We start from the raw sequence: 13,308 nt of genomic DNA, 5'->3' as shown, positions 1-13,308 counted from the left end.
CCCGCATCGCGCTGTCAACTATTCTGGCGAACAATTTTGTAAACTCAGATTGTTGACAATCTTGCCGCCACCTCACATGCTGTGACTGCCGCCTTCCCGAGGCGCCTCCAGCGCACCCCCGCGACGTCCTTCCGGGCCGGCGACGGGTGAGCGGCCCCCACGGCAGAGATGAGGGAGACATGTCCACACGTCCGGAGAGTTCGTCACCGCTCCTGGTCGTCAGCGCCCACGCCGGCGATTTCGTCTGGCGCGCGGGCGGCGCGATCGCACTGGCCACCGAACGGGGTGAACGGGCCACCGTGGTCTGCCTGAGCTACGGCGAGCGCGGTGAGTCCGCCCGCGCCTGGCGCGAGGGCAAGCAGCTGGCCGAGATCAAGAAGATCCGCCGTGCCGAGGCCGAGAACGCGGCGGAGGCACTCGGCGCGGAGGTCGTCTTCCTCGACGCGGGCGACTACCCCCTGCGGGAGACGCCCGAGCTCGTCGACCGCCTCGTCCACGTCTACCGCGACGTGGCCCCGAGCGTCGTCCTGACCCACACGCTCGCGGACCCCTACAACGGCGACCACCCCGCCGCCGCCCGCATGGCCCTGCAGGCGCGCGTGCTGGCCCAGGCGATCGGATACGACGCACCGGGCGAACCCCTCGGCGCACCGCCGGTGTTCTGCTTCGAACCGCACCAGCCGGAGATGTGCGAGTTCCGTCCCGACGTCCTGCTCGACATCACGTCCGTGTTCGAGCGCAAGCGCGCCGCGATGGAGTGCCTGCCCGCCCAGCAGCACATGTGGGACTACTACACCGATCTCGCCAAGCGGCGCGGCGTCCAGCTGAAGCGGAACGCGGGGCCGAACCTCGGTCTGCCGCACGCCACGATGGGCGAGGCCTACACGCGGCTCTACCCGCAGGTCACGGGGGTGCTGGCATGAACGGCGTCCGGATTCCGGAGGTGTCCTGATGGACAAGGTGATCGTCACCGACCCGCCCCGCACCCCGCTGGACCGGGTCGACCTGCTGGCCGCCTACGGCGTGGCCACCGTCCACGAGGCGCTCGGCCGCGCCGGGTACGCCGGGCCCGGCATCCGGCCGGTGCACCTCGGCTCGCGCGTCGGCGGGACCGCCGTCACCGCGCTGTGCTGGCCCGGCGACAACCTGATGATCCACGCGGCGGTCGAGCAGTGCCGCCCCGGCGACATCCTGGTCGTCGCGACGACCTCGCCCTGCACGGACGGCCTCTTCGGCGAACTGTTCGCCACCGCGCTGATGGAGCGGGGGGTGCGCGGACTGGTCACCACGACCGGTGTCCGTGACGTCGACGACCTGCACCGCCTGGGCTTCCCGGTGTGGTCCGCCGCCGTCAGCGCCCAGGGGACCGTCAAGGCGACCGCCGGATCCGTCAACACGCCCGTCGTCGTCGGCGGGCAGGTGATCTGCGCGGGAGACGCCGTCCTGGCGGACGACGACGGGGTGGTGTGCGTCCCCCGCGCCCTGGTCGACCGGACGCTGGCGGCGTCCCGGGCCCGCGCGGAGAAGGAGGAGGCCACGCGCTCCGCCTTCCGGGCGGGCGAACTCGGCCTGGACCGGTACGGGCTGCGGGCCGTGCTCGACCGGCTGGGCGTGCGCTACCTGACCGCTCAGGAGTACGCCGCGGAGCGCGCGGCCGAAGACGGGGGGAAGGGGACCACCCCGTGACGGCGGAAACGGACGGCGGGGTGCCCTGCATGCTCATGCGCGGAGGTACGTCCAAGGGTGCGTACTTCCTCGCCGACGCCCTTCCCGATGACCCCGCGGAACGGGATGACCTGCTGCTGCGCGTCATGGGCACACCCGACGCCCGGCAGATCGACGGGCTGGGCGGGGCGACCTCCCTGACCAGCAAGGTCGCGGTCGTCCAGCAGTCCGCCCGCGCCGACGCCGACATCGACTACCTCTTTCTCCAGGTGGGCGTGGACGAGGCCGTGGTCAGCGACCGCCAGAACTGCGGCAACCTCCTGGCGGGAGTGGGCCAGTTCGCCCTGGAGCGGGGGCTCGTCCCCGCCGGCGACCCCGAGACCGCCGTGCGTGTCCACATGGTCAACTCCGGCAGCGTGGCCCGCGCGCGGTTCCCCACCCCGGGAGGCACGGTGCGGTACGCCGGCGGGACCGCGATCGCCGGCGTCCCCGGGACGGCGGCGCCGGTCGTGCTGGAGTTCGCCGACACCGTCGGGTCGGCGACCGGCCGGCTGCTCCCCACCGGCAGCGTGCGGGACGTGATCGACGGGACCCCCGTGACCTGCGTCGACAACGGCATGCCGGTGGTCGTCGCCACCGCCGCGTCGTTCGGCCTGAGCGGCCACGAGTCCCACGGTGAACTGGCCGCGGACCAGCGGCTGCTGGCACGCGTCGACCGGTTGCGGATCCAGGCCGGTGCGCTGATGGGGCTCGGGGACGTCACGGCGTCGTCCGTGCCGAAGACCACGCTCGTCGCCGAGCCGAGGGACGGCGGCATGCTGGCCACGCGGTCCTTCATCCCGGTCAGCCCGCACACCGCGATCGGCGTGCTGGGCGCCATCTCCGCCGTGACGGCGGTACGCCTCCCCGGCGCGGTCGGCCACGACCTCACGGCGTCCTGGCCGGCCGGCGGCACCCGCGTGGACGTCGAACATCCCACCGGACACCTGGTGATCGACGTGGACGTCGACCCGGCCGCCGATCCACCGGCGGTGCGGAGCAGCGGTGTGGTGCGGACGGCACGCAAGCTGTTCGACGGGACGGTGTTCCCCCGCGCCTGAGGAGCCGGAGCGCCGTCCTCGCTCAGCCGGCGAAGGGTCCCGGGATGGACTCGTCGCTCTCGGCGAGGACCTTGATCACATCAAGGACATGCTCGCGCGTGGCCGCCTCGGCGGCGTCGGCGTCCCCCGCGGCGACGGCCTCGATGATCTCCAGGTGCTGGGGCAGGGACTGCGCGGGACGCCCGGGCCGAAGCGACAGGCGGAAGCGGTGCCGGACCAGCTGCGCGTGCATGCCTTCGAGCATCTCCTTCGCGACCGGTTGGGCCGCGATCTCCCGGATCCGGGTGTGCAGTTGCTCGTTCAGCTGCGAGTACAGGAGCGGATCCCCGTTCTGGACGGCCGCCTCCATGCTCCCGCCGATCGCACGCAGCTGCTCGGCCCCGTCCTCGGTGATGTGCTCCGCCGCCTTGCGCGCGCACAGGCCCTCCAGCACCATGCGGCACTCGTACATCGCGATCGCGTCGGTCACGGTGATCACGCGCACCCGGGCGCCGCGGTTCTTGATCCGCTCGACCAGCCTCTCGGCGGTGAGCTCCACGAGCGCCGTGCGCACGGCCGAACGCTTCACCTGAAGCAGGTCCGCGAGATCGCCCTCCACGAGTCGCTGTCCCGGGGCCATCTCGCCCGCGAGGATCAGCGCACGCAGACGGTCCGCCGGGCTCCGGTCGTCGGCGGCTTGACCGTTCCCTCGGGACACCAACGGGACTCCCTCCGCATGCCCGCCGAGGCGTTGACGGGCGCCTATATGTTCAACAATATTAGCGCCATTCAGTTCGACACCGGGGCGCATGTGAACTTCGCACCGCGCAACGGCCGCGGCCGCACGGGCACTCCGCGCCCCAACCTGTCCAGAGCACCGGGATGCGCTTGACGACGACCAGTGCCCAGCAGTTGATCGCAAGGACGAGTCTCGCACCGCCCGCCGCCCCGTTCGCCTGGGAACAGGTTGAGCCGCGGATCGGGGCGCCCGTGCCGCGGGACTACCGTGAGCTTCCCGACGCCGGAGGGTGCGGGATCATGGTCGGCATGGGGCGCTATCGGCATGCTGCGAAGCTTGAGGCCTTTCCGCGTGATCTGTTGGACGAGGTCGTCGCGGCTCTGCTGGACGCGGTGGAAGAGGCGCCCGTCACCGAGAGCGGTTTCGAGGTCGGCGAGGACGTTCACCACGGGGTGCGGCTGGTGGAGGGGCGGCACGCGACCACCGGAGCCCGCTACCGGATCCCCGCCGCCGGGGCCGAGGTGAGCGTCGCGGCCTGGGACAGGGCCGGGGAGTCACGGATCGACGTCACCGGCGACCGCGACGGCCATACCGTCCGGCTTCAACTGGAACTGCGCGTGTCCGGGCGGCGGCTCCGTGCCGTCCGGGTCAGTGGCGACTACCAGGGGCCGAAACCGTTCCGCAGGGTGCGGCGCGCGAAGTGGACGTGCGAGATCGATGCCGAGGAATGGTGGTCCCCGCTCGGCCCGAAAACGCCTCCGGTCTCCGTGCGGGTCGTGCATCCGTTCGCCTTCGCCGATCTGCGTGTTGTACGAGGCGAAGACAAGCGCGGACGCTGGAACGTCCGGACCACGGCGCGATTCGGGGGCCGTTCCCTTCTGCGTCCGCTGGCATGGGCGGGGTGGGCCGTCGTGCGGCGCCGCATCCGGCGCGAGCTGGACGGATCGCTCGGCAAGGCCGTCTCCGCGTGGAACACCGAGGTGCCCGGCCTGGTGGAACGCGGCCTGCAAGAGCGACTCGATTTCGAGCATCGGGTGACGCCGACTGCCGTTTCCCGCGAGTGGGCCGAGGCATATGTGGACGCGCTTCATCAGGCGATCGGGGAATCGCGGTTCGAGGAGGGCAGGCTCGTCACGGGTTCTGAGGCGGCTTTCAGCATGCGGCTTCTCAAGGGCGCGCACATCGGGCCGGGTGCCCGCTATCGGATCGCTCCTTTCCCAGAAGACGAGACCGAGCCCGTGGATGTGGCCGTCACGGCCTGGGACCGTGACGGGACGAGCCGCATCGAGTTCAGCAGCCCGGACGAGGTGAAAGCGGGATGGGTCGAGATCGACAGCGCCCGGAAGCCCACCGTCGTGCGTGCCGCGCTCGCCGGCGAGTTCGAGGGGTTCACGCAGGTCGAGTGCGACGGTGAGCTGGACCTTGAACGCTGGTGGGCGGACGACGGCCCGGCCCTGACGGTGAACGCCGGCAACCCGCTCGGTGAGGCGACCCTGAGAGTCAGGAAGGCTCCGGCGGCGGGCGGGAAATGGACGGTGACCATCGCCGCGGCGGTCGAGGGCCGCACGTGGGCGCGTCGGCTGGTCGCCGCGGCGAGCCTCGTCGCCGCCGTCCCTATGAACCATTCGCTCTAGGAGTCGGCCGATGCGTTCGCCGCGAAGTGGGACGGCCTCGCAGCACGAAGTGCTGAGATCTCCCCGCAGGAGGCCGCCGACGAGACTCTGCGAGTACTCCTCAGCGGCCCACCTGCCTGAAGCCGCGCTGCTCGTCCACAACGCGGGGCTGCTGGACCGCCCCGGCTGGCCAGCCGGCCTCGCGGGCGACGGCCGCCGGTCCGCGCCCTTGTACGAGCCGTTGCCGAAGGATCGCCGAGTCGGGCGCGAGTGTCGTCACGAGGACGCCCGGTCCGGCGAGCGGCATGACCGCCAGCCCGCCGGCGGCGTATGCAGCCGACGCCGGGCCCGCTTGAAATGACAACTAAATTGATGGATATGCGATGATTGCCATTAACTATGCGAACAGCACTCCACCCTCGATGGCGGGCAACTGCCCGATGGGCGGCGACCACGCTCGAATTCCCGAGCAGGACGGCAGTGGCAACGTTTGCGTCAAGTGCGGCACCAAGCAGTGAGCCTTTTTCAACGGGCGTTGAGCTCGCGGTTCTGGAGGACGTGGATCGCCTTGGCCAGGTGACCGGCTCGGTGGGGGCAGCAACGTAGCTCGGTCAGGATCTCCCGGTTCTTGAGCTGGGCGTTGGCCCGTTCGCCTGGTCCGCGGAGCTTGGCGTGGGAGCGGTTGGCGTCCTTGAGCGGCTCGGGCTTGTCCTTGCCCTTGTAGGGCGTGGTGATGTGCGGGCCGGCGCCGGTGTTTCCCGAGTAGAAGGGCCGGTCGGCCGCAACGCGGTCAACATGACGCGGGCACGCCCCGCGTTGAGCACGACGGGCGGGCCGTCAGCGGTGACGACCTCTCCGGGGACGAGCGGACGGGAGGTCACGGGATCGGCCTGTGGACGGTCACCAGCTTGGTCCCGTCGGGGAACGTCGCCTCGATCTGCACCGAGTCGAGCATCTCCGGAATGCCTTCCATGACGTCCGCCGCCCCCGGGCCCGGCGCTCCCGCGCGACCGACGCGGCGACATGCAGCAGCAGCCGCTCCTGCTCGTGTGGGCTGATCAGCACAGTCCGGACACTACTGGGCCGAGAAAGGACAGAGAACGGAGGAATTGCAGAGTTAACAGCGAATCAAGCGCCCCGGAAGGAGGCTGCGGTCTTCCTCGCATCGTCTTCGGGCTCCAGGACGGCGCCAGGTCAGCGTGCTCGGCACCGGGCTGGCGATCATGCTCGGCCGTTGGATGATAATCTTGCGTCTTCTACCGTCCGGAAGCCCACGTGATAGGCGAACGGACCGGCAGGCATCCGGTCGGCTCTGCGGGTTCGTTACCCAGAGTACGAATGCGGGTGCGAGTCAATGCACGCAACAGAACTGGCAGAAGCCTGCGTCGATGACACGAACAATATTCTGGTAGCGCCTTCGACACTGCGAGACAATGACGCGGTCCGAGACTTTTTCGGGTCGACGATCACGCCAGAGGACCTCGCTTCCGGATCGCTCGACCTCGCGCGGAAGACCGTCTACCTGTGCGGCGATGTGTCTGGTATCAGCGACCGCCGATTGCGTGCAGCGGCCAGGGTGTTCGTCATCCGGGAGCTGTCAGAGGGGTACCGCGAGGACGCCGGCGGACCGTGGCCCCTTGTCGGCGCCGGCCAGGTTCCCGTTCGAGCCCACGGCGCCGGTGTGTACTACCGCCGCTTTTTCGACCTCGACGCCGATCACTTCACCCGGATCCGCGCGGAGCACGCGTTCCAGTCCCTGACGGAGTCCACGAAGCCCGGAACGGCCCATCGCAGCGGGATTTACCTGACGCCCGTCACACAAAACGGTGACGAACTGCATTTCCGCCTGCTCCGGTGCTCCACGAATCTCTCGGGACCGACGGAGGGATTCCGCCCGACCGACACGCACATCGTCGAGGCGCTGAACCGCGAGGCCGCCGTCGTCTTCCGGAACCACGCGCCGCTGAATCACGTCCTCGCGCAGATCTACCACAACACCCCCGCCACGACCGAGCGCAGGCAGTCCAAGGCGAAGATCTCGTCCCACGCCGACAAGACCAAGGACATGCCCGTCAACGGCATCATGGCGTTCTGCACCTTCTACGACGGGCTCGACAAGCTGCGACCCCTGGCCGACGATCCATTCGACTACGGCGTGAAGGGTGCCAGCGGGCTGACCAAGCTGCGCTTCCGTCTCAAGGATCCGGCGGAAAGCGGGGATGCGCTCCCCTCGCAGTTCAGCCTGACGCTCTACCCTGGCTCTGTTTTCTTCATGCCGCTGTCCACCAACCGCCTGTACACGCATGAGATCCGGCCCTCGGCGCTGGACGCCGAGCTGCTCCCGACCCGCCTGGGATACGTGGTGCGCTGCTCAAGCGCCGAAGCCGTTCACAAGGACGGCCACACGTTCCTCAAGGCGGGCGGAGACCTGGTGCGGCTGGGGCCGCCCACACCGGCGGGCATGGACGAACTGCGCAGGCTGTACGCCGAAGAGAACAGGAGCACGTCCTTCATCGATTACGGCGATGAGTTTCACTTCAGCATGAACAAGGGAGACTACATTGCCCCCCGAGTCTAGGATTTCGGACGAGATCTTCTCGTACACCCTGCCGACCGGGGAGAACCTTTTCGCCGAGCTGTCCGCGTCGGCCCGTTGGGAAGACGTTGGAAAAGGCAGGCGCGGCGCCACGCTCACCAAGGTCGACGAGGCGGACGGCGTGCCCCTCGTGCGCACCACCACGCGCTACAGCAACCCGACACAGCGTTTCCGGGCGGTGCACGAACGGCTGGCGAAGCAGATCCAAGAACGCGCGGAGCTTCCGGTCGGCTTCAACAACGCCCTCATCGAGTGCTACACGAACGCTTACAGAACCATGGGCGCCCACTCCGACCAAGCCCTCGATCTGGCCGACGGGTCGTTCATCGCCGTCTTCTCCTGCTACAGGCACCCCGAAGCGGACCCGCCAAGGAAGCTGATCTTCGAAGCGAAGGGATCCGAGGGCGAGAAGTTCGAGATCCCCCTCGCCCACAACGGCATCGTCGCGTTCTCGGCCGAGTCCAACCGCCGGCTCAAGCACAAGATCGTGCTGGACGCGTCCGCACCGACGGCGGACAACCAATGGCTGGGCGTGACGTTCCGAACGTCACAGACCTTCCTCCGGTTTCGCGACGGCCACGCATACCTCCCGCGAGGTGCGCGCCTCACGCTGGCCGACGAAGAGCAGAGCCGCGAGTTCTACCGGCTGCGGCGCCGCGAGAACAGCGAAACGGACTTCGTCTATCCCCCGCTGACGTACACGGTCAGCGAGAGCGACCTGATGCCGCCCGCCTGACGCCGACCCTGAGTCGGGTGCGCGACGCCGGCCGTCGGCACGACTCGCCGCGTCAGGCGGTGGTCTCGACCGGCGGGCCGGGCCTGCGCCAGACCGGGTTGCGCCGGATGCCCAGGTTCTCCAGGTCGACCTCGTGCCCGGTCTCGCTGCGCAGTTCCACCCTGACCGGGGCGCCGGTTTCGTGTTCGACGTGCAGGAGCGGAGGCTCCTCCTGGAGGTGCTTGTCGGCCCACTGCATCAGGCTGAGAACGGCCGGCAGCAGGTCACGGCCCATGTCCGTGAGCACGTACTCGTCCCGGGTGCGGCCGCCCTCGTCCCGGTAGGGGCGCCGGACGAGCAGGCCGGCCTCGGTGAGGTGGCGGAGCTGCCTGGCCACGACCCTCTCGGTGATCCCGATGCGCCGCGCGAAGTCGCTGAACCGGGTGGTCCCGTAGTAGGCCTCGCGCAGGATCAGCAGCGCCGACCGGGTCCCGACGACCTCCAGGGCCTTGACGAGGGAGCAGTGCTCCGGCTTCCACGCGCTGAGATCCGCGAGCGGACCCTCCATCACAGCAGCCATGCACCCCATGCTACCCACCATGACTATAACGGGGTATAGTCACGCTCTGACTTGATAAATGTATAGCCAGCCCGAGAGGGGTTCCCTGTGGCTGCACAGACGCCGACGGCCGGGACGCGGCGGCCGAGACCCGACCGCTCGACCGCCGTCCTGTTCGTCCTCTGCTCGGCCGCGTTCATGGCGATGCTCGACGTCTTCGTGGTCAACGTCGCGTTCACCGACATCGGCGCGGACTTCTCGGGCTCGTCCCTGCCGGACCTCAGCTGGATCCTCAACGGCTACACGATCGTCTACGCCGCGCTGCTGATCCCGGCCGGACGCCTGGCCGACCGGTACGGCCGCAAGACCTTCTTCCTCGCCGGGCTCGCCCTGTTCACGCTCGCCAGCGCCGGTTGCGCGGCCGCCCCGTCCCTGTGGTGGCTGGTCGCGTTCCGGGTGCTGCAGGCCGCCGGCGCCGCGGCGCTCACCCCGACCAGCCTCGGGCTGCTGCTCACCTGCCTTCCCGCCGAACGGCGCGCGGGCGGGGTGAAGGTCTGGGCGACGACGAGCTCGGTCTCCGGCGCGATCGGCCCCGTCGTCGGCGGAGCCCTGGTCCAGCTCTCCTGGCAGTGGGTGTTCCTGATCAACCTGCCCGTCGGCATCCTCGTCTTCGCCGCCGCGGTCCGCATCGTCGCGGACTCGCGGGACGAGACGGTCACCCGGCCGCCCGACCTGCCCGGTGCGGCGGTGATCGCCCTCGCCATCGGCGCGGTGGCGCTCGGCCTCGTGCAGGGGGACGAATGGGGCTGGACCGGCGCGATGACGGTGGGCGCCTTCACCGGCGCGGTGCTCGCCGCCGGATACCTCGTCCTGCGCGTCCTGCGGCATCCCGCACCGGTCATCGATCCGTCGCTGTTCCGCGTACCGGCCTTCGTCTGGGCCAACGTCACGGCGCTGGTGTTCTGCACGGCGTTCGGTGCGGTCTTCCCCAGCGTCGTGCTCTGGCTCCAGAACGTCGCGGGCTTCAGCGTCATCGGCACCGGCCTGGCGATCCTGCCCGGACCGCTGATGGTTCCGGTCTTCGCGGTCGTCGGCCAGCGGCTGGCCAAACGCATGCCGGTGGGATTCCTCGTGGCTCTGGGAAACCTGCTGTTCTGCGCCGGTGCGGTGATGCTGGCCGTCAGCGCCTCACCCGACGTGCGCTACGTCACCCAGGTCCTGCCCGGGTGGATCGTCATCGGCATCGGCATCGGCCTGGCCCTGCCCAGCATGATCGCCGCCGCCACCGCCGACCTGCCGCCCGCCCAGGCCGCCACCGGCAGCGCCGTGGTGAACACCAGCCGCCAGCTCGGCTACGTCCTCGGCGTCTCCATCCTGATCGCCGTCCTCGGAACGATCGGCCTGTCCCCCGACGACGCCCGCACGGTCTTCCAGCACGGCTGGTGGTTCATCGCCATCGCCGCCGCTCTCAGCGCCGTCACGGCCCTCGGTATCAGGCCCGCTGCGGCGGCACGCCGAGCCGGACCGCCGTCCGCGGGCCGTCCGCAGGCCGACACCGTCACAGCCGGTCCTGCTCCGACCGGTCCTGCGGGGCCTCAGCCGTGACCTGCACGACCTCGTTCCGGACGGCCGAGAGCCACGGCGGGAGGCCGGGAGGCCGTCCGCCGTTGCCGGGGCGGGGTGATCAGCAGGGTGCGGTCGCAGCGGGGGCCGGTGGCGCCGGCGATGGCGGCGACCGCATCGGCGAACGTCAGCAGCCGGGGGCCGGTCAGCTCGTAGATCTGGCCGAGATGCCCGTCCTACATCCGCGCCTTCACCCAGGCCACCGCCGACGCCATCGCCGCAGAGGGCCAGTTGGCTCTCTAGGACGGGGCCGGTGACGAACAAGATCGTTTCTTTGTAAACCACCGAGGGTGATGCGTCGTCTCCTTCCTGAAGATCATTTCTCTCCCCCCGCCAGGAAGGTCGAATATGCCTCGACGCAACTGGGGCCTGCGCGGCGCCGCGCTCACCGCCGCCGTGGTCACCGGCACCGCCGGCCTGGCTCCGCTCCCCGCACAGGCGGCTCCGCGCGTTCCCGCGCCGCCCGGTGACTTCAACGGCGACGGCCACCGCGACCTCGCGCTCGGCAGCCCGTCCAGCACCGCGAACGGCGCCGGCTTCGCAGGGTTCGTCACCGTGGTCTACGGGAGCGCCTCCGGTCCGGACACCGCGAAGCGGCAGGTCATCTCCCAGGAGAGCGCCGGCATCCCGGGCGCCTCGGAGGAATGGGACCAGTTCGGCGACTCGCTCGCCTCGGCCGACTTCGATCTCGACGGTTACGCCGACCTCGCCGTCGTCGCGTCCGGAGAGGACTCCGGCGGCGCACCCCTTGAAGGCGGCCGCATCACCCTGGTCTACGGCAGCGCGAGCGGCCTGTCGTCCAGGGCGGTGGCGTTCGGAAGCGACGACGGCGGCGCCCTCACCGTCAGCGCGGGCGATGTCGACCACGACGGCAGGCCCGACCTGATCGCCGGCGGTCGCGGCTCGTTCACCGTCTACGGTGGCCTGGCCTCGGGCGACGTCACCGGGAAGACCACGGCCGTCGGCAGTGGCGAGGGCGAGACGGTCCGGGTCTCCACCTCCACCGCGGACCTCACCGGCGACGGCTACGCCGACCTCGCGGTCGCCTTCAACTGGTGGCCGATCGACGGCGACGACCGCTGGCTGCGGCTGGACGTCTACCAGGGCTCGGCGTCCGGGCTCGCCGGCGCTCCGGCGTTCACCACGTCCGACCTCCGGGTGCGCTCTCTCGCCGCGGGTGACGTCAACGGCGACGGCAGGGCCGACCTGGTCGCGGGCGTCGAGTCCTCGGCCGGGGGCGAGATCCGCGTGTTCCCCGGCACGGCGTCCGGCATCGGCTCCGCCACCGTGATCGACCAGGACACCGACGGCGTCCCCGGCACCGAGGAACGCGAGGACGACTTCGGCGACTCCGTCGCGGTCGGCGACGTCAACGGCGACGGCAAGGCGGACATCGCCGTCGGCGCCCCGGAGGAGACCGTCGGCACCGCTTCCCACGCGGGCGCCGCGACCGTCCTGTACGGCGGTCCGGACGGGGTGACCGGCGCCGGCGCCCAGCAGTTCGGCCAGAACAGCGCGGGCGTGCCCGGCACGGCGGAGCAGAACGACCGGTTCGGTTCCCAGGTTTCGCTCGCCGACCTCGACGGCGACGGCAAGGCCGACCTGACCGCCGGTTCCAGCGGCGAGGACGGCGGGGACGGGGCGCTGGTGCTGCTGGACGGCGGCGCGTCCGGCGTGACGACGGAGGGGAGCCGGGCGATCGGCGCCGGCACCCTCGGCGTGCAGGGACGCTCCGCCCGGATCGGCGGGGTCGTCCTGCCCTGACGGTGAGGGCCCGTCCGGCTTCTGAGGTAGCCTGACAGCCGTGCTCCTGTCGTGAGCATGGCTGTCAGGTCCTCGATCACCGTCCGGCGGAGGCTCCGTGACCAAATCGACGCGGTCGCCGGACGGCGCTCGCGCGGACCGAGGCGACCAGGCGGACATCCAGGCCGTGAGCCGGGTCAGCCAGATCCTGTCGCTGTTCGATCCGGCCACGCCCGAGCTCACCGCCGGCGAGGTCGCCGAGCGGCTCGGCCTGAACCGCACCACCGCGTACCGCTACTGCACGTCGCTCGTCGCGGCCGGGCTGCTCGAACGCGATCCCGAGGGCGGCGGCTACTCGCCCGGGGGCCTGCTGCTCCAGCTCGGCGCCTTCGCCATCGGCCACCGCCGCGTCATCAACCTCGCCCCGCGCCACATGCAGTCGCTCGCGCGCGCCACGCGGTGCAGCTCGGTGCTCAGCCTCTGGGGGCTCACCGGGCCGGTGGTCTCCCGGGTCGAGGAGAACATCTCCACCGCCGTCATCGTGTCCGTGCGGGTCGGCAGCCACCTGCCGCTCGACGCGGCGCAGAGCAAGGTGTTCCTCGCCTACCACGGCGACCAGCTGTCCATGGAGCGGCTGATGGCGAACCTGCCCGGCCCGGTGCGCGAGGAGCTGCGCGCCGACGTCGAGCGGGTCCGCACCGTCGGCCACTGCTCCGCGATGAGCACCCCCGGCATCGTCGCGGTGGCGGCGCCCGTGTTCGACGAGTACGGCATCTGCGCCACCCTGGCCATCATCGGCCCGGACAACACCCTGTCGATGTCCGACGACGCCCCCGAGCTGCGCGTCGTCGTCGACACCGCCCGCGAGCTCACCCGCGAGCTCGGCGGGCACTACCGTCCCGACGACGTCGACCAGCGCGCGATGTAGCGCGGCGGCGGGGCGCCGCACGCCACCGCCGCCGTGGTCTCTCTCCCG

The 13,308-nt window shown here is 70.6% G+C and carries 11 protein-coding genes and 2 pseudogenes; 9 read left to right on the top strand and 4 right to left on the bottom strand.

The window, feature by feature from the left end:
- The first annotated feature begins 179 nt into the window (after positions 1-179).
- From ABGB11_RS39105 to ABGB11_RS39095, 3 genes are read left to right on the top strand one after another with little or no spacing between them, the layout of a single operon-like run.
- The gene (locus ABGB11_RS39105; RefSeq protein ID WP_347640562.1) at positions 180-923 is read left to right on the top strand and encodes a PIG-L deacetylase family protein; all 744 of its coding nucleotides are present in this window, start codon (positions 180-182) and stop codon (positions 921-923) included.
- Between the two features lie 28 nt (positions 924-951).
- Positions 952-1,686 (top strand): 4-carboxy-4-hydroxy-2-oxoadipate aldolase/oxaloacetate decarboxylase, encoded by a 735-nt coding sequence (locus ABGB11_RS39100; RefSeq protein ID WP_347640561.1) that lies wholly within the window; start codon positions 952-954, stop codon positions 1,684-1,686.
- Positions 1,683-2,765 carry a 4-oxalomesaconate tautomerase gene (locus tag ABGB11_RS39095; RefSeq protein WP_347640560.1) on the top strand — a complete coding sequence of 361 codons (1,083 nt, stop codon included), beginning with the start codon at positions 1,683-1,685 and terminating at the stop codon, positions 2,763-2,765. The genes ABGB11_RS39100 and ABGB11_RS39095 overlap by 4 nt, the downstream gene beginning before the upstream one ends.
- A gap of 22 nt (positions 2,766-2,787) precedes the next feature.
- Here ABGB11_RS39095 and ABGB11_RS39090 read toward each other — a convergent pair whose 3' ends face one another.
- Positions 2,788-3,462, bottom strand: coding sequence for a GntR family transcriptional regulator (locus ABGB11_RS39090; RefSeq protein WP_347640559.1), 675 nt, complete (start codon positions 3,460-3,462; stop codon positions 2,788-2,790).
- A gap of 380 nt (positions 3,463-3,842) precedes the next feature.
- Here ABGB11_RS39090 and ABGB11_RS39085 point away from each other — a divergent pair, with 380 nt between their 5' ends.
- Positions 3,843-5,117 carry a hypothetical protein gene (locus ABGB11_RS39085; RefSeq protein WP_347640558.1) on the top strand — a complete coding sequence of 425 codons (1,275 nt, stop codon included), beginning with the start codon at positions 3,843-3,845 and terminating at the stop codon, positions 5,115-5,117.
- Positions 5,118-5,621: 504 nt separating this feature from the next.
- Here the strand turns inward: ABGB11_RS39085 and ABGB11_RS39080 are convergent.
- Both ABGB11_RS39080 and ABGB11_RS39075 read right to left on the bottom strand, forming a co-directional pair.
- A pseudogene (locus ABGB11_RS39080) lies at positions 5,622-5,834 on the bottom strand (IS5/IS1182 family transposase); the annotation flags it as partial.
- Positions 5,835-5,973: 139 nt separating this feature from the next.
- Positions 5,974-6,161: pseudogene (locus ABGB11_RS39075) on the bottom strand (urease subunit gamma).
- A 289-nt stretch (positions 6,162-6,450) separates the two neighbouring features.
- Between ABGB11_RS39075 and ABGB11_RS39070 the strand changes: the two are divergent.
- On the top strand, positions 6,451-7,674 hold the full coding sequence (locus ABGB11_RS39070) for a hypothetical protein (protein ID WP_347640556.1): 1,224 nt from the start codon (positions 6,451-6,453) through the stop codon (positions 7,672-7,674).
- Entirely contained in the window at positions 7,658-8,428 is a 771-nt protein-coding gene (locus ABGB11_RS39065; protein WP_347640555.1) for a hypothetical protein, read from the top strand. Before ABGB11_RS39070 ends, ABGB11_RS39065 begins: the two co-directional genes overlap by 17 nt.
- A gap of 52 nt (positions 8,429-8,480) precedes the next feature.
- Here ABGB11_RS39065 and ABGB11_RS39060 read toward each other — a convergent pair whose 3' ends face one another.
- Positions 8,481-8,987, bottom strand: coding sequence for a helix-turn-helix domain-containing protein (locus ABGB11_RS39060; protein WP_347640554.1), 507 nt, complete (start codon positions 8,985-8,987; stop codon positions 8,481-8,483).
- An 87-nt stretch (positions 8,988-9,074) separates the two neighbouring features.
- Here ABGB11_RS39060 and ABGB11_RS39055 point away from each other — a divergent pair, with 87 nt between their 5' ends.
- From ABGB11_RS39055 to ABGB11_RS39045, 3 genes are all read left to right on the top strand, one after another.
- Entirely contained in the window at positions 9,075-10,571 is a 1,497-nt protein-coding gene (locus tag ABGB11_RS39055) for an MFS transporter (RefSeq protein WP_347640553.1), read from the top strand.
- 366 nt (positions 10,572-10,937) lie between these two features.
- Complete coding sequence (locus ABGB11_RS39050; protein ID WP_347640552.1) at positions 10,938-12,353, top strand: FG-GAP and VCBS repeat-containing protein; 1,416 nt, start codon at positions 10,938-10,940, stop codon at positions 12,351-12,353.
- A gap of 97 nt (positions 12,354-12,450) precedes the next feature.
- The gene (locus ABGB11_RS39045) at positions 12,451-13,260 is read left to right on the top strand and encodes an IclR family transcriptional regulator (protein ID WP_347640551.1); all 810 of its coding nucleotides are present in this window, start codon (positions 12,451-12,453) and stop codon (positions 13,258-13,260) included.
- The last annotated feature ends 48 nt before the right edge of the window (positions 13,261-13,308 follow it).

It is taken from the genome of Actinomadura sp. B10D3 (genome assembly GCF_039871695.1).
GTDB lineage: Bacteria > Actinomycetota > Actinomycetes > Streptosporangiales > Streptosporangiaceae > Spirillospora > Spirillospora madurae.
The sequence above is the reverse complement of the archived record's forward strand: the minus strand, read 5'-3'. Positions and strand labels throughout refer to the sequence as shown.

Excerpts from the sequence above, each read along its gene's own strand:
- ABGB11_RS39105 (WP_347640562.1), top strand. The coding sequence starts at position 180 with ATGTCCACACGTCCGGAGAGTTCGTCACCGCTCCTGGTCGTCAGCGCC.
- ABGB11_RS39100 (WP_347640561.1), top strand. The coding sequence starts at position 952 with ATGGACAAGGTGATCGTCACCGACCCGCCCCGCACCCCGCTGGACCGG.
- ABGB11_RS39070 (WP_347640556.1), top strand. The coding sequence starts at position 6,451 with ATGCACGCAACAGAACTGGCAGAAGCCTGCGTCGATGACACGAACAAT.
- ABGB11_RS39060 (WP_347640554.1), bottom strand. The coding sequence starts at position 8,987 with ATGGCTGCTGTGATGGAGGGTCCGCTCGCGGATCTCAGCGCGTGGAAG.
- ABGB11_RS39050 (WP_347640552.1), top strand. The coding sequence starts at position 10,938 with ATGCCTCGACGCAACTGGGGCCTGCGCGGCGCCGCGCTCACCGCCGCC.